Origin of the sequence: Brachybacterium tyrofermentans (assembly GCF_014897585.1) — a bacterium.
GTDB lineage: Bacteria > Actinomycetota > Actinomycetes > Actinomycetales > Dermabacteraceae > Brachybacterium > Brachybacterium tyrofermentans.
The window spans coordinates 1-22169 of sequence record NZ_JABUXW010000019.1; the positions used below are offsets into that span (position 1 = coordinate 1).

The 22169-nt window shown below is 71.2% G+C and carries 18 protein-coding genes and 1 tRNA gene; 7 read left to right on the top strand and 12 right to left on the bottom strand.

The window, feature by feature from the left end; genetic code table 11:
• The first annotated feature begins 179 nt into the window (after positions 1-179).
• The 3 genes from INT49_RS14195 (at position 180) to INT49_RS14205 (ending at position 1543) form a co-directional block, all read left to right on the top strand.
• A tRNA-Met gene (locus INT49_RS14195) sits at positions 180-253 on the top strand.
• Between the two features lie 166 nt (positions 254-419).
• Complete coding sequence (locus tag INT49_RS14200) at positions 420-1094, top strand: pentapeptide repeat-containing protein (protein WP_319021630.1); 675 nt, start codon at positions 420-422, stop codon at positions 1092-1094.
• Between the two features lie 92 nt (positions 1095-1186).
• Positions 1187-1543, top strand: a complete 357-nt coding sequence (locus INT49_RS14205) for a VOC family protein (protein ID WP_193118406.1) — start codon at positions 1187-1189, stop codon at positions 1541-1543.
• A gap of 69 nt (positions 1544-1612) precedes the next feature.
• Here INT49_RS14205 and INT49_RS14210 read toward each other — a convergent pair whose 3' ends face one another.
• The 7 genes from INT49_RS14210 to INT49_RS14240 are packed head-to-tail and all read right to left on the bottom strand — an operon-like array spanning position 1613 to position 9997.
• Positions 1613-2215 (bottom strand): CoA-binding protein, encoded by a 603-nt coding sequence (locus INT49_RS14210; RefSeq protein ID WP_193118407.1) that lies wholly within the window; start codon positions 2213-2215, stop codon positions 1613-1615.
• Positions 2212-3723, bottom strand: coding sequence for an O-acetylhomoserine aminocarboxypropyltransferase/cysteine synthase family protein (locus INT49_RS14215; protein ID WP_319021631.1), 1512 nt, complete (start codon positions 3721-3723; stop codon positions 2212-2214). Before INT49_RS14215 ends, INT49_RS14210 begins: the two co-directional genes overlap by 4 nt.
• Positions 3720-4958 (bottom strand): dimethylsulfone monooxygenase SfnG, encoded by a 1239-nt coding sequence (gene sfnG, locus INT49_RS14220; RefSeq protein ID WP_193118408.1) that lies wholly within the window; start codon positions 4956-4958, stop codon positions 3720-3722. The genes INT49_RS14215 and sfnG overlap by 4 nt, the downstream gene beginning before the upstream one ends.
• 56 nt (positions 4959-5014) lie before the next feature.
• A complete protein-coding gene (acs, locus tag INT49_RS14225) occupies positions 5015-7102 on the bottom strand; it encodes an acetate--CoA ligase (RefSeq protein ID WP_193118409.1) in 2088 nt (695 codons plus the stop codon).
• A complete protein-coding gene (locus tag INT49_RS14230) occupies positions 7099-8031 on the bottom strand; it encodes an ABC transporter permease (RefSeq protein ID WP_193118410.1) in 933 nt (310 codons plus the stop codon). The genes acs and INT49_RS14230 overlap by 4 nt, the downstream gene beginning before the upstream one ends.
• The gene (locus tag INT49_RS14235; RefSeq protein WP_193118411.1) at positions 8028-9068 is read right to left on the bottom strand and encodes an aliphatic sulfonate ABC transporter substrate-binding protein; all 1041 of its coding nucleotides are present in this window, start codon (positions 9066-9068) and stop codon (positions 8028-8030) included. The genes INT49_RS14230 and INT49_RS14235 overlap by 4 nt, the downstream gene beginning before the upstream one ends.
• Positions 9065-9997, bottom strand: coding sequence for an ABC transporter ATP-binding protein (locus INT49_RS14240; protein ID WP_193118412.1), 933 nt, complete (start codon positions 9995-9997; stop codon positions 9065-9067). Before INT49_RS14240 ends, INT49_RS14235 begins: the two co-directional genes overlap by 4 nt.
• 540 nt (positions 9998-10537) lie before the next feature.
• On the opposite strand from INT49_RS14240, the gene INT49_RS14245 reads away from it, so the two are divergent.
• Complete coding sequence (locus INT49_RS14245; RefSeq protein WP_193118413.1) at positions 10538-11431, top strand: C40 family peptidase; 894 nt, start codon at positions 10538-10540, stop codon at positions 11429-11431.
• Positions 11432-11597: 166 nt separating this feature from the next.
• Here INT49_RS14245 and INT49_RS14250 read toward each other — a convergent pair whose 3' ends face one another.
• From INT49_RS14250 to INT49_RS14260, 3 genes are read right to left on the bottom strand one after another with little or no spacing between them, the layout of a single operon-like run.
• Complete coding sequence (locus INT49_RS14250) at positions 11598-12293, bottom strand: GNAT family N-acetyltransferase (RefSeq protein ID WP_319021632.1); 696 nt, start codon at positions 12291-12293, stop codon at positions 11598-11600.
• Positions 12290-13408, bottom strand: coding sequence for a glycosyltransferase family 4 protein (locus tag INT49_RS14255; RefSeq protein WP_193118414.1), 1119 nt, complete (start codon positions 13406-13408; stop codon positions 12290-12292). The genes INT49_RS14250 and INT49_RS14255 overlap by 4 nt, the downstream gene beginning before the upstream one ends.
• Before the next feature lie 10 nt (positions 13409-13418).
• Positions 13419-14567, bottom strand: coding sequence for an NAD-dependent epimerase/dehydratase family protein (locus INT49_RS14260; protein ID WP_193118415.1), 1149 nt, complete (start codon positions 14565-14567; stop codon positions 13419-13421).
• A 154-nt stretch (positions 14568-14721) separates the two neighbouring features.
• On the opposite strand from INT49_RS14260, the gene folP reads away from it, so the two are divergent.
• A complete protein-coding gene (folP, locus tag INT49_RS14265) occupies positions 14722-15765 on the top strand; it encodes a dihydropteroate synthase (RefSeq protein ID WP_226850590.1) in 1044 nt (347 codons plus the stop codon).
• Positions 15766-15786: 21 nt separating this feature from the next.
• On the opposite strand, the gene INT49_RS14270 is transcribed toward folP, so the two are convergent.
• Entirely contained in the window at positions 15787-19098 is a 3312-nt protein-coding gene (locus tag INT49_RS14270) for an alpha-mannosidase (RefSeq protein WP_193118416.1), read from the bottom strand.
• Between the two features lie 162 nt (positions 19099-19260).
• Complete coding sequence (locus INT49_RS14275) at positions 19261-20097, bottom strand: serine hydrolase domain-containing protein (RefSeq protein WP_319021633.1); 837 nt, start codon at positions 20095-20097, stop codon at positions 19261-19263.
• A 246-nt stretch (positions 20098-20343) separates the two neighbouring features.
• On the opposite strand from INT49_RS14275, the gene INT49_RS14280 reads away from it, so the two are divergent.
• Entirely contained in the window at positions 20344-21096 is a 753-nt protein-coding gene (locus INT49_RS14280; protein ID WP_193118417.1) for a L,D-transpeptidase family protein, read from the top strand.
• 336 nt (positions 21097-21432) lie between these two features.
• Entirely contained in the window at positions 21433-22164 is a 732-nt protein-coding gene (locus INT49_RS14285; RefSeq protein WP_193118418.1) for an FhaA domain-containing protein, read from the top strand.
• Positions 22165-22169 lie beyond the last annotated feature (5 nt).

Consider the following 22169-nt stretch of genomic DNA (forward strand, 5'->3'; position numbering starts at 1 on the left):
CCTCGCCTCAAGCCCCCACCGACCGGGAGTGTTGCTTAGACGCTATGACACCACCCGAAGAACCCGGACGACGCCCCGAGTCAGCAGGAGTCGGCTCATGACAGGATGCTCGACACCGCCGCTCACGGACCTTCAGGATGGGCTTCGTCGCCGGGCGCTCGCCTCCGGACCTGGCGTCACGCTCCGTAGCTCAGCCCGGTAGAGCAGCTCCCCCATAAGGAGGCGGTCGCAGGTTCGATTCCTGCCGGAGCGTCGTCGTCACTCGACAGCCCGTCGGCGCCACCCGTCGGCGCCACCCGTCGGCATCACCCGTCGTCGCAGCCCCACGTCGTCGCCCGTCAGCCCCGCCACGTAGTCTCGGAGTCGTCTCCCGCCACTGCAGTCCCGTCGCTGCAGGAGGCCCCACCCCCGATCTCGAGGTGTCCCCCATCGCACGCCGGAATGCCACCACCAAGAAGCCTGTGCTGAGTCGACTCATCCTGCCCGACCTCGAGCCGGCGGACGCCGATCAGCTCGAGGCTCACGACAGCCACGAAGGGCTCCGGCTCGAGGGGGCGGACCTCTCCGGGCTCGACCTCACCGGCGCCACCTTCACGGAGTGCGAGCTGGTGGGCGTCACGGCGCACACGACCACGCTGACGCACGCACGGCTGATCGAGACGCGCCTGGAACGGCTGAACGCCCCGGTCCTGGACGCGACCCGCAGCACCTGGCGCGACGTCGAGCTGAGCGGGTCGCGGCTCGGCGCGCTGGACATCTACGACGCGGAGATCCGCTCCACCCGGATCGTGGGCAGCAAGTTCGACTGGATCAATCTGCGCTCCTCGACGCTCGAGGACGTGCTCTTCGAGGACTGCACGATCGACGAGCTGGACCTCGCCGGCGTCACCGCCACGCGAGTCGCCTTCGTGAACTGCCGCGCCAGCAGCGTCGCCCTCGCCCACGCCCGATTGAAGGACGTGGATCTGCGAGGGCTCGAGATGGGCGCGATCAGCAACCTCGAGGGCATGTCCGGCGCAACGCTCGACGCCCAGCAGGTCACCGAGATGGCGCCGGCGTTCGCGAGCCACCTGGGGATCCGCGTCGAAGGCTGACCACGCCCTCTCCACTCCCGAGTCCCGGACGCCGACGCTCCTGGTGCACTACGGTGCGAGAACCGCTGGCACCCTGCCGAAGGAGCATCCCGATGACCGGAATCCGCGCTCTCACCCTCGTCCTCGACGAACCGTCCTCGATCGCGAGCGCCCTGCGCGACGCGCTCGGCTGGACCATCGAATCCGATGTCGGCAGTTTCGCCTCGCTGACTGCGCCGGGCAGCATCCCGCTCTGGATCAACGCCCCGGCCCCGGGCGACGAGACGTCCCGCGGCGTCGTGATCCACATGCACTGCGACGACGTCGACGAGGCGTTCCAGCAGGCGATCGAGCGCGGCGCGCTCGCGGTGCGGGAGCCGGTCGACATGGACTTCGGCGAGCGCTCCGCCTGCGTGCAGATCCCCGCCGCCCCCGGCGTCACGATCGACTTCTCGCGCCCGCTGGGTTGATGCCCACCCCGGTCAGCAGAACGCGGGCCGAGGTGATCCCCGACCCGCGCCTGACTTGCGAGCGTACGCTCAGCCGCGCCCGCTGAGGCGCTGTTTCCGCGAGGTGATCTCGCCCGTGTTGAACCCGGCCAGGTGCAGTCCGCCGTGGAAGCGGGCGTGCTCGATCTTCACGCAGCGGTCCATCACCACGTCGAGCCCGGCGGCCTCGGCGATCGCCGCGGCCTCCTCGTTCCACGAGCCCAGCTGCAGCCACAGCGCCTTCGCGCCGACGTCCACCGCCTCCTGGGCCACGCCCGGCAGGTCGGCGTCCTTGCGGAACACGTCCACCAGGTCCGGCACCACCGGGAGGTCGGCGAGCGAGGCATAGGCCGGCTGCCCGAGGATCGTGTCGGCCCGCGGGTTGACGAAGTACACGTCGTACGGCGAGCTCGAGCGCAGGTAGGTCGCCACGAAATAGCTGGCCCGCGAGGGGTTCGCCGAGGCGCCGACGATCGCGATGCTCTTCGCCCGACGCAGGATCGCCAAGCGATCTGGGGCCGACGGACCCTGCCAGGTGCGCAACGGGGCGCCTGCCTCGGTCGCCCCGGTCTGGCCTGACGGGCCCGACGGGGCTGAGGGAACTGGCGGGACGGCGCAGGCCGAGCCCGCACCCTCCACACTGATGCCGGTCATCGTGCCTCCTCCGTCCGCTGGGCTTCCGTCCGCTGGGTTTCGGTCCGCGGGGTTCCTGTCGCCGTGGTGATCGCCTGGTCAAGGTCCCACAGGATGTCGTCGATGTCCTCCAGGCCGACCGAGATGCGGATCAGGTCCGCCTTGACGCCGCCTGCGGCGAGCTGCTCCGGGGAGAGCTGCTGATGGGTGGTCGAGGCGGGGTGGATCACGAGCGTGCGCGCGTCACCGATGTTCGCCAGGTGCGAGGCGAGCTGCAGGTTCGCGATGACCTCCTCGCCCGTCGCCCGGGCGGCAGCGGCTTCTTCCTCCTCGGTCCCGAACTCCCCCGTCGGCCGCACGCCGAAGGCGAAGACGGATCCCGGGCCGAGCGGCAGGTACTTCTGCGCCCGCGCATGGTGCGGATGGGACGGCAGCCCCGCCCAGGTCACGTACGAGATCCGCGGATCCTCCTCGAGCCACTGCGCGACGGCCGCGGCCCCCGCGAGGTGGGCGTCGATGCGCTGCGGGAGCGTCTCGACGCCCTGCAGCAGCTGGAAGGCGGACTGCGCGGGCAGCGATGGGCCGATGTCGCGCAGCTGCTCCGAGCGCAGCTTGGTGAGGAAGCCGTACTCGCCGAAGTTGTCCCACCACCTGATGCCGCCGTACGACGCGACCGGCTCTGTCATCTGCGGGAAGTTGCCGTTGCCCCAGTCGAAGCGGCCGGACTCCACGACCACGCCGCCCAGGGTCGTGCCGTGCCCGCCGAGGAACTTCGTGGCGGAGTGGATGACGATGTCGGCCCCGTGCTCGAGCGGACGCACCAGGTAGGGGGTCGCCAGCGTCGCGTCGACCACGAGCGGCACCCCGTGCTCATGGGCGAGGGCGGCGAGGCCCTCGAGGTCGGCGATCTCGCCGGAGGGGTTGCCGACCATCTCGACGTAGAGCACCTTCGTCTCCGGCCGGAACGCCGCGCGGAAGTCCTCCGGGTCCGACGAGGGCACGAAGGTGGTCTCCACGCCGAAGCGGCGCAGGGTCACGTCGAGCTGGGTGACGGTGCCGCCGTACAGCTGCGCAGAGCTCACCACGTGGTCGCCCACGCCCACGAGCGCGGCGAAGGTGATGAACTCCGCGCTCATCCCCGAAGCCGTCGCGACCGCACCGATCCCGCCCTCGAGCGAGGCGATGCGCTCCTCGAAGGCCGCCACGGTGGGGTTGCCGATGCGGGAGTAGATGTTGCCGTACTTCTGCAGGGCGAAGAGGTTCGCCGCGTCGGCCGCATCGTCGAAGACGAACGAGGTGGTCTGGTAGATCGGGACCGCTCGCGCGCCGTGCTGGGCATCGGGCGTTCCGCCCGCGTGGAGGGCCCGGGTGCGGAACCCGAAGCTGCGCTCGGGGCTCGGCGCCGGTCCGACCGACGAGGTCTCCGCCGGGGCCGACGAGGACTGCGCCGCGGTCGCCGGGGACTCCGCCGAGGCCGACGGGGGCTGCTGCTCCTGCGCGTGCTGGGTCAGATCGGTCGGCTCGTTCACGCAGACACCCCCACCGTCGACGGGTGGTCCTCGGGCAGCGTCTCGGCGGTCGCCGCGGCGGCCTCCTCGGCGCTCACGCCGGGCACCACGGGCAGCAGGTCGGTGTTCAGCTCGGTCCCCTGGGCCCGGGCGAGGGCCTTCTCCTTCTCGCGCACGATCGGCATCACGTCGCGGCCGAAGGCGGCGGTCTCCTCCGTGAAGTGGAGGTAGCAGGTCAGCAGCAGGTTCACGCCCACCTTCTTGTACTCGATGATGCGGTCCGCGATCTCCTCGGGGGTGCCGATGAGCTGAGTCTTGAAGCCGTCGTTGTACTGCACGAGGTCCTCGAAGGAGGAGTCGGCCCACATGCCCTTGCCGTCCTTGGTGGAGGCGCCGGCCTCCTGCACGGACTGCCTGAAGCCCTCGACGGCGGGACGGTGCGCCTTGGCGACGATCTCGCGCAGGGTCTCCTCCGCCTCCTTCCGGGAGTCCCGCGCGATGACGAAGCCGTTCAGGCCGAACTTCGGCGCACGACCGGCCTCCTGGGCGGATGCCAGCACGCCGGCGACGTTCTCCTGGTAGCCCTCGAGGGTGCGGCCGTTGGAGAAGTACCAGTCGGCGACGCGGCCCGCGGTGGCCTGTGCGGCGGTGGAGTTGCCGCCGAAGAAGATCTCCGGGTGCGGGCGACCGGGCACGTCGACGGGCTTGGGCGAGAGGGTGAAGTCGTCGATCGAGTAGTACGTCCCGTCCTGGGAGTAGCCGTTCTCGGTGAGCAGACCGCGCAGCGCGGAGATGAACTCCTCGGTGCGCACGTAGCGCTCGTCGTGCTCGAGCCAGGGCAGCCCGAACTTCACGAACTCGTCCTTGAGCCAGCCGGAGACGATGTTCACCGCGGCGCGACCGCCGGAGAGGTGGTCCGCGGTGATCAGCCACTTGGCGAGCACCCCGGGGTGCCACATGCCGGGGTGGAAGGCGGCGATCACCTTCAGGCGCTCGGTCGCGCCGAGCAGGGCGAGGCTGAAGGCGGAGGCCTCGTGCTGCTTGTCCGCGCCGTAGCTCGCGGCGTAGCGGGTCTGGGTCAGCGCGTACTCGAAGCCGGAGTTCTCCGCGACCTGGGCGAGGCGCGAGTTGTAGGGCAGCTGCCAGTCGGTGCGCTGCTCGATGGTGGAGACGACGAGGCCTCCGGAGACGTTCGGCACCCAGTACGCGAACTTCAGCGGCGTCTCGAAGGTCGAGGCGGGGACGGTGGTGGTCATGGGTCCTCCAGGGTCGTGGGTGGGAATCGACGTCGGGGTCCGGGTCGGAGTCTGGGTCAGGGGTGCGGAGCGACGGCCGGGTCGTCCGCGGGGAGCTCGGCGAGCACCGCGGCCACGGCGTCGACCGCCTCCGGGTTCTGCAGGGACGTGACGTCCCCCAGCGGCTGCGGGGTGCGCCCCGCACGCCGGGCGCGCTCAGCATGGACCAGCTGGGCGAGCAGGCGCCGCATGATCTTGCCGGAGCGGGTCCGCGGCAGGTCCGGCACCTCGATCACGAAGCGGGGCTTGGCGATCGGCCCGATCTCCGTGGCGACCCGGGCGCGGAGAGCTCCCGGGTCCAGAGCTGCCGTGCCCGAGGGGATCACGAACACGGCCACGGCCTGCCCGGTGAGCGGGTCCTCGACGCCGGCGGCGCCGACCTCCTGCACCGACCGGTCCGCGACCAGCGCGGATTCGATCTCGATGGTGGAGAGCCGATGTCCGGAGACGTTCACGACGTCGTCCAGGCGGCCGAGGATCCAGAAGCAGCCGTCGGCGTCGACCGTGGCGGAGTCGCCGGCGACGTAGTAGCCGCCGTGCTCGCCCCGGCCGGCGTAGTCCGCCCAGTAGGAGTCGCGGTAGCGCTCGGGGTCGCCCCACACGGTGCGCGCCATCCCGGGCCAGGGCCGACGGGCCACGAGCGTGCCGGCCACACCCGTGGGCTGCTCGGCGCCCGCCGCGTCGACGACGGCCATGTCGATGCCGGGCAGCGGCACGGTCGCCGAGCCGGGCTTGAGGGTGGTCACACCGGGCAGGGGCACGAGCATCGAGGCGCCGGTCTCGGACTGCCACCAGGTGTCGATGATCGGCAGCACGCCGCGGCCGAAGGTGCGGTGGAACCACACCCAGGCCTCGGGGTTGATCGCCTCGCCGACGGTGCCCAGCAGGCGCAGCGAGGACAGGTCGTGCCCGGCGGGCAGCTCGTCCCCGAACCAGCTCATGAAGGTGCGGATCAGGGTGGGCGCCGTGTAGTAGACGGTGACGCCGTAGCGCTCGATGATCTCCAGGTGCCGCTCGCGGGTCGGCTCGCCGGGGGTGCCCTCGTAGATGACCTGCGTGAGCCCGTTGGAGAGCGGACCGTAGATCTCGTAGGTGTGGGCGGTGACCCAGGCGAGGTCCGCGGTGCACCAGTGGACGTCGTCGCTCGTCGCGTCGAAGTGCGCCCAGTGCGACCACGAGGTGTGCGTGAGATAGCCGCCCGCGGTGTGCACGAGACCCTTGGGCTTCCCGGTGGTGCCGGAGGTGTAGATGATGAACAGCGGATGCTCGGCGTCGAAGCTGCGGGCCTCGTGCTGATCGCTCGCCGTGCCCACGCTCTCGTGCCACCACACGTCGCGGCCCGGGGTCCAGGCGATGTCCTGGCCCGTGCGGCGCACGACGAGCACGTGCTCGAGGTCGGGCAGGTCGCGGGCGGCGTCGTCGGCCTGGGACTTCACCTCGACGGCCGTCCCTCGGCGGTACTGGCCGTCGGAGGTGACCAGGAGCTTCGCCCCGGTGTCCTGCAGGCGGAAGCGCACCGCCTCGGCGCTGAACCCGCCGAAGACCAGGGAGTGCACGGCACCGATGCGGGCGCAGGCCAGCGCGATGACGACGGTCTCTACGAGCACCGGGAGGTACACGACCACGCGGTCGCCGGGCACGATGCCCAGATCCGTGAGGGCGTTGGCGGCCCGGCTCACGCGGCGCTGGAGGTCCTCGTAGGTGACGGACTCGCGATCCCCTCCCTCTCCCTCGAAGTGCAGGGCGACCTTCGTGCCCCTCCCGGCACGCACGTGGCGGTCCACGCAGTTCTCGGCGACGTTCAACCGTCCGCCGACGAACCAGCGGGCGGCGGGGACGCTCAGCACGCCGGTCGCGGGATCCGTCGTCGGCGGCTCCCACTCGTGGGCGGTGTGCCAGGGCTCGGCCCACTCCAGGCGGCGCGCGGCGGCCTCCCAGAAGGCGGTGGGATCCGCCGACGCCGTGGCGTAGATGCTCGCGTCCACGTTCCAGGTCCCCTCGAGCGCGGGGTCCGGCGCGAAGGCGCGGGTCTCGACCAGTCGGGTCTCGGTCGGTCGGCTCTCAGCCCGTCGAGTTGCGGTCTGTCGGTCCTCGGTGATGCTCATGTCCACCTCCTCAGCAGCTTCTTCTCGGCGATCCCCAGCAGGGCGTTGGTCAGGCTGCCCAGCAGGGCGAGCAGCACGATGGCCAGCAGGATCCGGTCCACCCGGCCGGTCTGCTGGGAGTCGTTGAGGATGAATCCCAAGCCCATCGAGGAGGCGATCAGCTCGGCGGCGACCAGGAACAGCCAGGCCTGGGCGAGCGCGAGGCGCAGCCCGGAGACGACCGAGGGCACCACGGCGGGCAGCTGGATCGTGCGGAAGAGCGACCAGCCGCGCAGGCCGAAGCAGCGCCCGGCCTCGACCAGATGGGGGTCGATGTGGCGCAGCGCGGCGGCGACGGTGGTGAACACCGGGAAGAAGGCACCGATCGCGATCAGCGTGATCTTCGATTCCTCCCCGATCTGCAGCCACAGGATCAGCAGCGGCACCCAGGCCAGCGAGGGCACCGCGCGCAGGGCGGCGAGCGTCGGGTTCAGCAGCGCGTCCCCCGCGCGGGACAGGCCCACGACGGCGGCGACGGCGAGGCCCACGACGGAGCCGGCCGCGAAACCGATCAGCACACGCTGCACGGAGATCGCGATGTGCAGTCCCAGCTCGCCGCGCTCGAGGAGCTCGGCGCCGGCCTGCACGACGGCCCACGGACCGGGCAGGCGATAGGCGGGGACCAGCTCGGCGGCGGTCGTGAGCTGCCAGGCCAGCAGGATCAGCAGGGGCAGCACGGCGCCGGCGGCGAGGCGCACGCCGGTGCGGTCCCAGACGGTGCGGGGAGCGGACGGAGCATCCGCTCCGGCCCGGCCCGTGCCCCCGCCTGCGCTCCCGCCCGTGCTCCCGTCGGCGCGACGGGCGGCGTCCAGCGCCTCGGCCTCGGCGGTCCGCCCGGCGGCGCTCGCGGCGTCGACGACGAGGGCGTCGCCGGATCCCGGCACGCTCATTGCTTCTCCACCGCGGCGGTCGCGAAGTCGGCGTGGAGGATCTCGCCGCGGGCCGTCTCCACGGCCTCGGCCCCGCCCTGGACGTCCCCGGAGTCGGAGAGCATCGGGGAGATCGCCTCGAGCACGGCGAGCTGATCCTCGCCGGGCACTCCGGAGACGTCGAGGTTCGAGCGCTCCTGGATCACGGTGGTGGCGACGGCGAGGTCGATGCTCGCCTCGTCGGCCAGCAGCTGCGCAGTCTCCTCGAGGTTCTCGAGCGCCCAGGTGCGGGCCTGCTCGTAGGCGTCCACGACCACCTGGGCGACGTCCGCGTGGTTGTCGATGAAATCCTCGGTGGCGTTGAGGAAGCCGTAGGTGTTGAAGTCGACGTTGCGATACACCAGCTGCGCACCGGACTCCTGCTCGGCGGCCGCCATGATCGGGTCCAGGCCGGACCACGCCTCGACGCTGCCGCCCTCGAGGGCGGAGCGTCCGTCGGCGTGCTGCAGGGGCTGGAGCTCCACCTCGTCGACGCCGAGGCCGGCCTCGGCGAGTGTCTGGACCAGGAAGAAGTAGGGGTCGGTGCCGGGGGTCGCGGCAACAGAGCGGCCCACGAGATCCGCGGGGCCGGTGATGTCGCTGTCCTCGCCGACCACGAGGGCGGACCACTCGGGCTGGCTGTAGATGTCGATGACCTTGATCGGGGAGCCGTTGGCGCGCGCCAGCAGCGCGGCCGAGCCGGCCGTGGAGGCGACGTCGGCCGATCCGGAGCGCAGGAACTCGTTGGCCTTGTTGGAGCCGGCCGACTGCACCCACGTCACGGTCACGGCGCTGCCGAGAGCGTCCTCGATCAGCTTCTGGTCGCGCACCACGAGGCTGAGCGGGTTGTAGGTGGCCCAGTCGATGGTGAGGGTGCCGGTGCTCCACTCCCCCTCGCCGCCGCCTGCGCTCGCGGTGTTCTCGGACCCTTCGCCGGGCACGCAGGCGGCCAGGCCCATCCCGGCCATCGCCGAGAGGCCGAGGGCGGTGGCGGTGCGGCGGCTGATGCGAGGGGTCATGAGGAGATCTCCGTGGTGGTCTGGGCGGGCTGGATGGGCTGAGCGGGCTGAGCCGGCTGAACCGGCTGAGCGGGCTGAGCGGGTTGGGGCGAGTGGACGCCGAGACCGGCGAGCAGCTCGACGCGGAGCTCGGCCAGGGAACGGTCGGCGCGATCACGGGGGCGGGCGCCGGGCACCTCGAGGGTGCGGGCGATCGAGTCAGCGGCGGGGTCCTCGAGCAGCGAGCGCAGCAGCAGCACCCGGTCGGCCAGGTAGAGGGCCTCCTCGACGTCGTGGGTGACGACGAGGACGGTGGTGGGCTCGGCGGCGTGGATCTCGAGCAGCAGGTCCTGCATGCGCAAGCGGGTCAGCGCGTCGAGCGCCCCGAAGGGTTCATCGAGCAGGAGCACCTCGGGGCTGCGGGCGAGGGCCCGGGCCAGGGAGGCGCGCTGGGCCATGCCGCCGGAGACCTCGCGGGGACGCTGGGTCGCGGCGTGCTCGAGGCCCACGAGCTGGAGGAGCTCGCGCACGCGCTCGCGTCCTTCGCGCCGTCCGGTGCCGCGAGGCAGGCCGAGGGCGACGTTGTGCTCGAGGGTGCGCCAGGGCAGCAGGCGCGGCTCCTGGAAGGCGACGGCGGTGCGGGGATCGGTGCCGCGGATCGACGTGCCGCCGATGCGGATCAGGCCCTCGGTGGGGGAATCCAGGCCGGCGACCAGGCGCAGCAGGGTCGACTTCCCGCAGCCCGAGGGACCCACCACGGCGAGGATCTCCCCGCTGGGCAGATCGAGGTCCAGACCGCGCAGCACGTCGCGGGCCCCTTGCGCGGACGGGAACGAACGGGCGATCGACTCGAGCCGCACCCCGCTGCGGGGCGTCGATGAACTCCCGTGACGTTCCGGGAGGCCGGAGCGCGCGACGGGTGCGGAGTCGACATGCACGGTGCTGGTCATGCCTCGCATCATGGTGGCGGACACGCCGACGATGCCAGCGCGGCGTCATAAGACGAAACATTCAGGACGGGTAGCCCCGCTATGCACCGTCACCCTGGTTCACGGACGAGACCTGGGACACAGCCCTCGCCGAGGGCACAGTTCTCGATCCGGACTCGGCCCACGCTCCGGACGATCCAGGCTGTACGCCGCACGTCGCACGACGCATAGCGCCCGATGCGGGTCGAGTGTGACGTGCAGGGCGAGGCGTGTGGCGCGGGCCATGCTCCACTGCCATATCGCGCCATGTTCCGGCCACCTCGCGGGCCCGCGGGTCAATAGACGACAAATCCCGCGACCCGTCTCGTTCAAACCCCTCGATTCGGACGCGGTCCGCTCCTAGCGTTGAGGCCTCATCCCCCGGATGCCCCGGCTGTGGGCACCGATCATTCGGGCACAGGCTCCCCGGGCACCATCGTCCGTCAGGACAGCACCGCTCCACCGAGCACCGCGTCGCGGGATGCGACAGACCACCAGCAGCACGCGAGAAGGATCAGACCCATGACGCACCAGAACACGCACCGCGCCCTCGGCCGCGCCGTCACGCCCCTCACCGCCAGCCGCCGCGCAGCTCACGTCTTCGGCGGAAGCGCCGTCCTCGGCACTGTCCTCGTCGGCACCGCCTTCGCCGGCGGCACCGCCGCGATGGCCAACGACGAGGCCCTCATGGGCTCCGACCAGCCCGCCACCACCCAGTCCGCGCCTGAGCAGACCGCGTCCGAGCAGTCCATCGAGACCCAGCCGGCCTCCGCCGAGACCTCCTCGCAGTCCTCCTCGGAGACGCTGCGCCAGGGCGATTCCGGCGCCGGCGTCGAGGAGCTGCAGGATGCGCTGAACGCGCAGGGCGCGGATCTTCCCGAGACGGGCTACTTCGGCTCCATGACCGCTGACGCGGTCGTCGAGTTCCAGGCCGCGAACGGCCTCCAGGTCGACGGCGTGGTGGGTGCGGACACCCACAGCGCGCTCGGCGGCGGCTCGGCAGAGTCCGCTCCGGCCGAGGCCACCCAGGCCAGCGCCCCCTCCGCGGGCGCCTCCGCGGTCCCGGCGAGCGCCAGCTCCGCGAGCGGCGACTCGATCATCGACGCCGCCCGCTCCGCCATCGGCACCCCGTACTCCTGGGGCGGCACCTCGCTGAGCGGCATGGACTGCTCCGGCCTGGTCGCCTACGCCTACGAGGCGGCCGGCATCGACGCGCCGCGCACCAGCAGCCAGCTCGCCAGCCAGGGCCGCAGCATCTCGCAGTCCGAGGCCCAGCCCGGCGACCTCGTGATCTGGCCCGGCCACGTCGCGATCTACGCGGGCGACGGCCAGATCATCGACGCCTCCGGCTCCCAGCAGGAGGTCGTCGAGCGCGGGATCTGGGGCAACCCGACCGGGTTCGTCACCTACCGCTGATCCGCCCCTGCGGCCTCAGCGCCGACAGATCGAGGCCCGGTCCCGCAGCATGCGGGGCCGGGCCTTCGTCATGCCCGCCCGACCGACGGAGCCGTGGCTGAGCTCTGCAGAAAACAATCGACCAACGACCAACGACCGACGACCGACGACGAGAAGCGATCTGCGATCAGCGGCGCAGACGGTGCTCCAGGGACGCCTTCACGCCGGTCCACTCGTCGGCGAGGATCGAATAGACCACGGTGTGGCGGATCGTGCCGTCGGGCATGATCCGGTGCGCACGCAGGATGCCGTCCTGCTGCGCGCCGAGGCGCTCGACGGCGCGGCGCGAGGCGATGTTCAGGTGGTGCACCCGGAACTCTACGCCGAGGCAGCCGAGCTCCTCGAAAGCATGGGTGAGCAGGGCGAGCTTCGTCGCCGCGTTCAGTCCCGTGCCGTGGGTCGAGCCGGCCATGTAGGTGGTGCCCAGCTCGAGGCGACGATCCCGGAGCGAGATGTTCAGGAAGGTCGTGTGGCCGATGACCCGCCCGCTGTCGCGCTCGAGCACGGCCCACGAGACCGTGCTGCCCGCCTCGTCGGAGGCGCACTGGGCGGCGACGCGCTCGGCGACCTGCTCCGGCGCCGGCACGTGGGGTGCATAGGGGATCCGCCAGATCTCCCCGTCGGCCACCACGGCCCGGAGCCCCTCGACGTGCTGCGGGCCGATGGGCTCGAGGCGCACGCGCTCGTTCTCCAGGACGACGGGCTGCGGCCGGTCCATCGCAGAGGTCGGGACCGACGCCGTCGCCGTGAGCGCGGCGGCGCGGCCCGCGGGCGCTGGAGCAGCGGGCGGTGTGCCCGCCGGGGTGGTGGGGGTCGTGCTCACCGGTGCTTCTCGATCGCCATCTCGTAGTAGTGCAGGAGATCGTCGGAGGCGTTCTCCCAGGAGAACTGCTCCGCCTCGGCGCGCGCGGCCGTGCGGATCCGTGCCCGCAGGGCGGGATCGGCGAGGCGGTCGAGCGCGGCATCCAGCGTCGCCTCGTCGCCCGAGTCGAAGAGCAGCCCGTTCTCCCCGTCGGTGACCTGCTCCATCGTCGGCCCCGAGCGGGCGGCGACCACCGGGAGCCCGGAGGCCATCCCCTCGAGGATCACCAGCCCGAGGGTCTCGGTGACCGAGGGGAACACGAAGGCGTCGGCGCTCGCGAAGGCGCTCGCGAGCTCCTCCCCCTCCATGAAGCCGGGGAACAGTGTCGCGGTGCCCTCGAACAGCGTCTCGAGCTCGCGGCGGTAGGGGCCGTCGCCCACGATCGCGAGAGCCACGTCGTCGCGTCGGCCCATCATCGACCGCAGCCGATGGATCTCCTTCTCCGCCGCGAGCCGGCCGACGAAGACCAGCAGCTTCATCTCCGGATGCCCCTGGGTGAGCCGCTCGCGCATCTCCGCGCTCGCGAAGCGGGGATCGAAGGTCCGCGTGTCCACGCCGCGGCGCACCACGTGCAGGTTCTCGATCCCCTTCTCCGCCAGCTCGGCCATCATCGACTGCGAGGTCGCGATGTTGATGTCGGCCAGCGCATGGTTGCGCTTGATCTGCCACCACACCGGACGCTTGCCCCAGCGGTAGGCCCGGTAGAGATCCAGGTAGCGCGGGATGTGCGTGTGATAGCTCGCCACCAGCGGGATGCGCTGCCGCTTGGCGGCATAGGCCCCGGAGGAGGCCAGCAGGATCGGCTGGGCGGCGTGGACGACGTCCGGATGGAAGCCGCGGATGATGCCGTCCACCGTGGGGTTGGGGAGGGTGAAGCGCCGGTGCTTGTAGAACGGCAGCGTCACCGGCTTGATGCCCACCACCCGGGCCCCGTGGTGCTCGGTGACGCCCAGGTCCGGGGCGATCACCATGACCTCTTGACCCAGGTCGGTGAACCGTTCGACGGCGTGGCGCAGACGTGTCACCACGCCGTCGACCGACGGCAGAAACGTCTCCGTGACGATCGCGATCTTCACGGAAGGATGCTCACTTCCAGGTCACAGTGGGCATGACCAGCTCACGCTTGACGCGGTCGGTGTTGTCCATCGCGACCCTGAGGACCTCGGTGAGGTGCTCCTCGGTCAGCAGGTGCGGCTCCAGGCCCAGCGAGAGCAGGTTGGTGTTGACCGCGTTGTAGTAGTGGTCGTACTTCTCCACGCGCGGGTTCTCGGTGGTGGACAGCGACACCTCGCTGCCGAGCTCCGCGGCCACCTTCTGCACCTTCTCCGCCAGCTCCTTGACCGAGAACTGCTCGGTGAACTGGTTGTACACGCGGAACTCGCCGCGGTCGGCGGGGTTCTCGCAGGCGATCTCGATGCAGCGCACCGTGTCCTGGATGTCCAGGTAGCCGCGGGTCTGGGAGCCGTTGCCGTAGACCGTGAGGTCGTGGCCGATGGCCGCCTGCACGATGAAGCGGTTCAGCGCGGTGCCGAACACGGCGTCGTAGTCGAAGCGGTTGACCAGGCGCGGGTCCAGGCGGGTCTCGGCGGTCTCCAGGCCGTAGACCACGCCCTGGTTCAGGTCGGTGGCGCGGATGCCCCAGATCTTGCAGGCGAACATGATGTTGTCGCTGTCGTGCACCTTGGTGAGGTGGTAGAACGAGCCGGGCTGCTTGGGGAAGGGCAGGCGGTCCGTGCGACCCTTGTGCTCGACCTCGATCCAGCCCTCCTCGATGTCGATGTTCGGCTGGCCGTACTCGCCCATCGTGCCGAGCTTGACGAGGTGGCAGTCCGGCGCGAAGTCCTTGATCGCCCACAGCACGTTGAGGGTGCCCTCGACGTTGTTGCGGTGGTTCTCGATCGCGTGCTCGCGGTCGATCATCGAGTAGGGGGCGCTGCGGTGCTCGGCGAAGTGCACGAACGACTCCGGCTGGATCTCCTGGAAGATCGCGGCGACCGCGTCGTAGTCCGTGAGGTCCGCGATCTTCACGGCGATGTCCTTGCCGGAGACCTCCTTCCAGACCGCCACCCGCTCCTCCAGCTCGAGGATCGGGGTCACCGAGTTGGAGCCCAGCTCCACATCGATGTCCCGACGCACCAGGTTGTCCACGATGGTGACGTCGTGGCCCTTCTGCGAGAGGTACAGGGCCGTGGGCCAGCCACAGAATCCATCTCCACCGGCGACGACGATCTTCATCTCGTGAGTCCTCCCAAAAAGGTCCAGGTCCCGGCCGCTGCGTTCGTGCTGGCGGCCGGAGTACGACAGTGCGTGTCCACTACTCTTAACGTAGTGCAGGTCGCGGGCTGCTCAAAGACGAGGAAAGCCCGCCTTAACAGCGGAGGAACGTGCCATGACGAACGCGGACGACCGGGGTGTCGAGGGTTCGTCAGTGCGTTCCGACCCGGCAGAATCCACTGTATCCCGCACGCCTGAGGCATCGATGGGCGTCCCGCCGGTTGCCGCATCTGTCGCGACGGCGGGTACTCCTTGTGCCTCGGAGGCCAGCGTCGCGATCACCTCGGAGCCTGCAGAGCAGCTCGCCCCGCGGCCCCTCCCCGACACCCGTACCCGGGTGCTCGTGATGGGCATCGTCAACCGCACCCAGGACTCCTTCTTCGACGAGGGCCGCACCTGGGGGCTCGATGCCGCGGTCCGGGCCGGGATCTCCGCCGCCGAGGCCGGGGCCGACCTCATCGACGTCGGCGGGGTGAAGTTCGCGCCCGGGGAGCCGCTGCCGGCGGCGGAGGAGATCGACCGCGTGGTCCCCGTGATCTCCGCGCTGCGCCGCGAGCTGCCCGCGCACGTGCTGCTGTCGGTGGACACCTTCCACGCCGTCGTCGCCGAGGCGAGCATCGCGGCCGGCGCGGACCTGATTAACGACACGACCGGGCTGTCGGACCCACAGATGGCCGCGACGGTCGCGCGCACCGGGGCCTCCCTCGTGATCACCCATTCGGTGGCCGCGCCCCGGCAGGCCTACCCCCGACCGCAGTACGACGACGTCGCGGAGGAGGTGCGGGAGTTCCTCGCCGCCCGCCTCGAGCGGGCCCTGGAGGCCGGGATCGACCGCGAGCGGATCGTGCTGGACCCCGGGCCCGACCTCAACAAGAGCACGCTGCAGACCCTCGAGGTGCTGCGCGACTGGTCCGAGTACACCGCGTTCGGTCTGCCCGTGCTCGCGGCCCTGTCGCGCAAGGACGTCATCGGGGAGTCGCTGGGCCTGCCCAAGGAGGAACGTCTGGAAGGCTCGCTGGCCGCCGCCGCCTGGGCCGTGCACCAGGGTGCCCGGATCCTCCGCGTCCACGACGTGCAGGCCACGGCCCGCTTCGTGCAGATGCTCGAGGTGATGGCCGGCTGGCGCGACCCCGCCGGCCCCCTCGTCCACAACACCTGAGAGCAGCTCTCTCCCTCAGGCTCAGCCGCGGCGGGTGATGCGCAGGGTCTTGATCTCGAAGGGGTGGAAGGTCAGCTCCACGTCTCCGGCCCCCGCGCCGTCGCCCAGCCATGCGCTCGCGGCACCGACCCGGCCGCCTGTGCTGTCTGAGCGGTCGGCGCCGTCCCCGGTGCGCTCGAGCGCGGAGCGGAAGGCCGGGGCATCCTCGGGGAAGGGTCGTTCGAGCAGGTCCACCACGCTGACCTCTCCCCCGCCGAGCGCCGCGTCCAGCTGCACGCGTGTCGAGGCACGCGCACCGGCTGATTCGTAGAGCCGCACCACGAGGTCGCCCGAGCGGTCCTCGGCGAGCTTCACGGTCTCCACCAGCACGCTCGAGGCGTCCACGGTGACCAGCGGTGCCGAGGCCGTGGTCGCGACCGCGGCGCTCACCGCACGCTCGGGCAGGTTCAGCCGGTAGCCCTCCTCGATGGCCTCGGCGATGCCGGCGCCGGGGCGCACCGCGACGCGCAGCGTGTACCGACCGTGGTCCGCGCCGGGGTCGGGGAACTCCGGGGCACGCACCAGGGTCAGACGGGTGGTGGTCGTCGTGCCGCCGTCGGCCTCCCGGAGCGTGCGCAGCACGTCGTGCCCATAGGTGGAGTCGTTGGCGATCGCCACGCCGTAGCCGCCCTCGGCGAGGTGCACCCAGCGATGGGCGCAGGTCTCGAAGCGGGCGAAGTCCCAGCTGGTGTTCACGGGGATCGGTCGGTCGATGTGCCCGAACTGGGTCTCGCTGCTCATGGTCGCCGCCCGCACGTCGAACCCGAAGGCGAGCTTCAGGGCCTTCTTCCGCTCGCGCCAGTCGATGTCATGGACGATCTCGAGGGACTTGTCCTCCGGGCGCAGCACATAGGTCTTCACGATCGTGGAGCCGGCGCCGGTGACCCCGGAGGTGTCCGTGCCCTCGGCGACGGCGGTGGAGCCGCTGGCAGCGGAACCACTGGAGGTGGAGTCGCTGGCAGCGGAGTCGCTGGAGGTGGAATAGGTGAAGGAGACCCGCACGCCGGCGCCCTCCTCGGTGACCTCGACCCCGGTGGGCGCCTCGAGATCGCGCACCACACGGCGGTAGAACTCGTCGATGTCCCAGGCGTCCCACGCGTTGGGGGTGTCGCGATGCAGCTGGAGCAGCGCGCCACGGGCTCCGGGGGCGATCGACTCGCGGCCCGTGGTCCGGTCCACGAGGGAAGAGATCGCGCCCGAGGAGTCGAGCACCGCGCGCAGCGCGGAGTTCTCCACGGAGATGGTGTCGCCCGCGCGGATCACGACCACGCCCTCCGAGTTGCTGCACACGGGGCCGACGCCATAGGCCGGGATGCCGCGGCGCGGCACCGGCGCGGTGTTCACCAGCAGCCGGGGCCCGTCGGCCCCGTCGGCCCCGGTGGAGCCGGTCCCGTCGATCCCGTCGATCCCGACGGAGCCTGTCGCGCCGACCCCTGGCCCGTCCCCGAGCGCGGCGAGCGCCCCGGCGATGATCGCCTCGGCCCGCTCGGCGGTCGCGGCGTGCCCCTGCTCGGCCTCGCGATGCACCCAGGCGATCGAGGAGCCGGGAAGGATGTCGTGGAACTGGCCCAGCAGCGTGGCCTCCCACAGGTCCGCGAGCTCCTCGTAGGGGTACTCGACGCCGACCCGGATCGCGGCGAGGGAGGCGAGGAACTCGGCCTCGTGCAGGAGGTGCTCGCTGCGGCGGTTGCCCTGCTTGGTGCCGAGCTGCGCGGAGTAGGTGCCGCGGTGCAGCTCGAGGTAGAGCTCGCCGTTCCAGATCGGGGCATCGGGATACTCGGCCCGTGCCCGGTCGAAGAACTCCTGCGAGGTGCCGAACTCGACCTTCGGGGAGCCCTCGAGGTCCGCGGCGCGGCGCCCGGCGGCCATCATCTCGCGGGTGGGCCCGCCACCCCCGTCGCCCCAGCCGAAGAGGTCGATGCCGATGCGGGAGCGGCCCTTCTCCTTGAAGTTGCGCTCGAAATAGGCGAGCTCCTCGCCGGAGAGCATCCCGTTGTAGGTGTCCGCCGGCGGGAAGTGGGTGAACACGCTGGTCCCGTCGAGGCCCTCCCAGCGGAAGGTGTGGTGGGGGAAGGAGTTGACCTGGTTCCAGGAGACCTTCTGGGTGAGGAAGTTGTCCTGCCCGGCGAGCGCAGCGATCTGCGGCAGCGCGGCGGAGTAGCCGAAGGAGTCCGGCAGCCAGGTCTCCCGTGTCTCGACCCCGAACTCCTCGAGGAAGAACCGCTTGCCGGCGACGAACTGGCGGGCCATGGCCTCGGAGCCGGGCATGTTCGTGTCCGACTCGACCCACATGCCGCCCACCGGCACGAAGCGCCCGGCGGCGACGTGGCCCCGGATGCGGGCGAACAGCTCCGGGTAGCGGTCCTTCAGCCAGGCGAACTGCTGGGCCGAGGAGGCGGAGAAGGTGAGGTCCGCATCGCTCTCCAGCAGTGCGCAGACGTTGGAGAAGGTGCGCGCCACCTTGCGGACGGTCTCCCGCACGGGCCACAGCCAGGCGGAGTCGATGTGGGCGTGGCCGGTGGCGAGAACGGTGAGCGCGGAGCCGTGCGCCGGGCTCTCGAGCACCGGTCGCAGCACGTCACGGGCGGCGTCGACGGTGCCGGGCAGGTCATCGGGATCGGCGGTGTCGCAGGCGGCCTCGAGCGCCCGCAGGATCTCGTGGCGCCGCTGGCCGGCCTCCGGCAGGGAGACCATGAGGCCGACGAGGGCGCGCACGTCCTCGGCGAGCTCCCAGATCCGCACGTCGCGGCGGGACAGCCGGAGCTCGCTGATCGTGTAGAGCTCCTCCTCGGGAATCGTGGCGAGATCCCCGAGCGGGGTGGGCGCGAAGGTCCAGTCGCCGGGGACCATCGGGTTCGCGGCGCATTCGAGGTAGTAGTCCAGCTCCTCCCCCGGCGCCACCGGCAGATAGCGGTTAAAGGGGTTGATCGCCTTCACGGGCACGCCGTCGGGAGTGAAGACCAGCGCCTCTGCCTGGAAGCCGGGCTGGCCGGTGAAGGAGAGGTTGACGATCAGCTCGGGGGCGCTGGTCCCGTCGTCCGCCCAGTGCGCAGGGACCGTGCCGGTCACGTGCAGCCAGGTGGTGGACCAGGCCCGGCCGAGCGGGGCGCCGACCTCGATCGGGACGTACTGCGGGGCCTGCTCCGTGATCGCCTCGCGCGGAGGGATCGGTTCACCGGGGACGCGATACGCGGTGATCGTCACCGGTGCGGTCTCCCGGGAGATCGCCGGCGCCAGGTGGTCCTGGCTGAAGCGGCGGATCCGGGCCTCGGTGAGTTCCCTGTCGTCGAACATGCAGCTGCTCCTCGGGGCGCGCTCGGCGCCGAGCTCGTCGGGGCCGGACGCACCGGCCGTGGTTCGCGGCGCGGCCGGAGGGCCGCGGAGGATGCATCGACTGTATAGACCTCGCCCGGCAGGCGTCATCCCCGGGAGGACGGGTGGGGCGCCGCGGCCCGCTCAGCGCCCGAAACGCGCGAGGATCGCGTCGGTGAGCCCCGGCCAGATCCGCACGTGGGTCTGACCGAAGCGCTCCGCCCCGAGGAATGAGGCGGTCAGCCCTGCCGTCGGATCCACCCAGAGGAAGGAGCCGGACTGACCGAAGTGCCCGAACGTCTCCGGGCTCGAGGCGGATCCCGTCCAGTGCGGGGACTTGCCGTCGCGGATCTCGACGCCCAGGCCCCAGTCGTTGGGCTTCTGCCGGCCGTAACCGGGGAGGATGCCGGCGAGGCCGGGGAACTGCACGGACGTCGCCTCGCGCCACAGATCTGGCGAGATCAAGGTGGGCTCGAGCAGCTCGCGGCCGAGTGCCAGGAGGTCGCGGATGCTCCCGCGGTATCCGGCGGCCGGCGACCCGGTGAGCTCGACGTCGCGCAGCCCGAGGCCCTGGACCACGGTCTGCTCCAACCAGTCGTCGAGGTCATGGCCGGTGGCCTCCTCGAGATGGGCGGCGAGCACCTCGAACCCGGTGTTGGAGTAGATGCGCCGGGCACCCACAGCGCCGACGACGTCCTCGCCGTCGAAGGCGTAGCCGGCGGTGTGGGCGAGCAGGTGACGCACCGTGGCGCCCTCGGGGCCGGCCGGGTCCTCGAGATCGACGAGGCCCCGGTCCACGGCGATCAGGGCGCCGAGCGCCGTGAGGGGCTTGGAGAGGCTGGCGAGCTCCCAGACCCGCTCGGGGTCGCCCTGGGTGTGCACCGTGCGCTGCGCGTCGGACACCCCGAGCGCGTGCTCGAAGTCGGCATCGACAGGGATCGCGGGGTCGGCAGGGATCTCGGGCTGGGTCTCGGGCTCCACGCCGTCAAATATGGCATATCCCCGATCGGTGCCCGCTCCGACCCCGGCATCAGGCTGTCCGGTTCGTCCGGTACGTCCCGGCGACCAGCGGAAATACAACCTACGCACCAGTCACCCCACAACCTGCACATTTTGCCTCTTGTTTACTCAATCGCACCCAAGGCATGATGCACGTGGCGTCACGTCGTCGTGACGTCGGGGAAGGGCCCGCCGCGACCGCTCCGGGCCGAACGACAAGGGGGAACCATGTCTGCACCGACCTCAGCCCGCACCGCCGAGAGACCGACCCCGCCCGGGTCACAGCTCCTGCCGATCGCGACGCCCTCGCGCCGCACCCTGCTGCTCGGGGTGGGAACCCTGGGCACCGGACTGGCCGTCGGCATCGGCCCGGCGAGCGCCGCGCCGACGCTGCGCAAGGGCTCCCGCGGCTCCGCCGTGACGAAGCTCCAGAAGGATCTGTGGCGACTGAAGTTCTGGTGCGGCACGGCCGACGGCAGCTTCGGCCACCTGACCCAGCAGGCCGTCTACGCCCTGCAGAAGGTCGCCGGCCTCAGCCGTGACGGCGTCGTCGGACCGAACACCTATGCGGCGATCCGCAATGGAGCCCGCCCCTCGCGCAGGATCACCTCCGGCGTCGGGTTCGAGGTGAACCTGAGCCGTCAGATCATCATCGCCACCACCGGAGGGAAGCTCTCCTACATCCTCAACACCTCCACCGGCAGCGGCAAGCGCTACTACTCCGGCGGCCGCTGGAAGACGGCGACCACCCCCAAGGGCAGCTTCCGGATGTACAGCCTCTACAGCCGTGGCTGGCAGAGCGGCCCGCTGGGCTCCCTGTACCGCCCCGGCTATTACGACAGGGGCTGGGCGATCCACGGATCGAACTCGATCCCGAGCTATCCGGCCTCCCATGGCTGCTCCCGCATCTCCACCGCGGCGAGCGACATGCTGTGGACCCGCAGCTGGTTCAAGTCCGGCCGGCGCGTGGTCGTCTACTGATCACACCTGCACTCCACCCAGCTCGCTCGGCACCACCGAGCACACGAGCAGCTGTGCCCGACAGAGCCCGACAGAGCACAGCCGCGCACGAGCCCGACAGAGCGCAGCTGAGCACGAGCGAGCACCACAGAGCACGACGCAGCAGCCCGCGGGGCGGCGCGACAGGGACCTTCGGGACCCGCCTGCGCCGCCCCGTCCTTTACGAGACCTGCACGAATCCCTTGCCGTCCCCCCGCCCCGTCAGCCCGTCGAGCGCCTGACCACGCGCTACGATCGAGGAGGCATACTGCCCCGTCTTCCGTCGGGGCGCAGGGACAGCGACAGCGAAGGACCACCGTGGGGATCTTGGATCGGATCGAGCGCGGGCTCGACCGCGGCGTGACGAGCATGTTCTCGCCCGGTCGCGGCCAGCTGAAACCTCTCGACCTCGCGCAGGGGCTCAAGCGCGAGTGCGATGACCAGATCCAGGTGCTCGACCGCACCCGGACCCTTGCCCCGAACGTGTACACGATCTACCTGCACCCTCAGGACTTCGAGCGCTTCGGGTCCTGGCAGGACACCCTGATCGACGAGCTCCAGCGCGTGCTCATGGAGCATGCCGAGAAGCAGCGCTATATGTTCGTCGGCGGCGTGAGCGTGGATCTGGCCGAGGACGAGGAGGTCCGGGCGGGCCGCTTCGAGACGGAGTCCCGCACGGAGCGCGGCAGCGTGGCGCCCGCGACCGGCGCCGCACAGGCCGAGACCGGCGGCAGCCCGATCATCGAGATCGACGGCCAGCAGTACCTCCTGACCGGCCCGGTGACCGTGATCGGCCGCGGCGGGGACTCGGACATCATCCTCGAGGACACCGGCGTCTCCCGCCATCACCTCGAGCTGCGGGCCGATCCGACGGGCGGGCCCAGCGGCACCGGCGAGCTCGTCGCGACCGACCTCGGCTCCACCAACGGCACCTTCGTCGACGGCGAGCGCATCCGCACCCCCGTCGCCCTCCAGGACCGCTCGCTGGTCAAGATCGGTCGCACCCGGCTGACCGTGCGGCTCCCCGCCGCCGGCCAGGTCAGCTGGTGAGCGCC

What these genes read in the sequence shown, in the direction of transcription:
- INT49_RS14205 (WP_193118406.1), top strand. Translation starts at nt 1,187, where the DNA reads ATGACCGGAATCCGCGCTCTCACCCTCGTCCTCGACGAACCGTCCTCG.
- INT49_RS14210 (WP_193118407.1), bottom strand. Translation starts at nt 2,215, where the DNA reads ATGACCGGCATCAGTGTGGAGGGTGCGGGCTCGGCCTGCGCCGTCCCG.
- sfnG (WP_193118408.1), bottom strand. Translation starts at nt 4,958, where the DNA reads ATGACCACCACCGTCCCCGCCTCGACCTTCGAGACGCCGCTGAAGTTC.
- acs (WP_193118409.1), bottom strand. Translation starts at nt 7,102, where the DNA reads ATGAGCATCACCGAGGACCGACAGACCGCAACTCGACGGGCTGAGAGC.
- INT49_RS14230 (WP_193118410.1), bottom strand. Translation starts at nt 8,031, where the DNA reads ATGAGCGTGCCGGGATCCGGCGACGCCCTCGTCGTCGACGCCGCGAGC.
- INT49_RS14235 (WP_193118411.1), bottom strand. Translation starts at nt 9,068, where the DNA reads ATGACCCCTCGCATCAGCCGCCGCACCGCCACCGCCCTCGGCCTCTCG.
- INT49_RS14240 (WP_193118412.1), bottom strand. Translation starts at nt 9,997, where the DNA reads ATGACCAGCACCGTGCATGTCGACTCCGCACCCGTCGCGCGCTCCGGC.
- INT49_RS14245 (WP_193118413.1), top strand. Translation starts at nt 10,538, where the DNA reads ATGACGCACCAGAACACGCACCGCGCCCTCGGCCGCGCCGTCACGCCC.
- INT49_RS14260 (WP_193118415.1), bottom strand. Translation starts at nt 14,567, where the DNA reads ATGAAGATCGTCGTCGCCGGTGGAGATGGATTCTGTGGCTGGCCCACG.
- folP (WP_226850590.1), top strand. Translation starts at nt 14,722, where the DNA reads ATGACGAACGCGGACGACCGGGGTGTCGAGGGTTCGTCAGTGCGTTCC.
- INT49_RS14270 (WP_193118416.1), bottom strand. Translation starts at nt 19,098, where the DNA reads ATGTTCGACGACAGGGAACTCACCGAGGCCCGGATCCGCCGCTTCAGC.
- INT49_RS14280 (WP_193118417.1), top strand. Translation starts at nt 20,344, where the DNA reads ATGTCTGCACCGACCTCAGCCCGCACCGCCGAGAGACCGACCCCGCCC.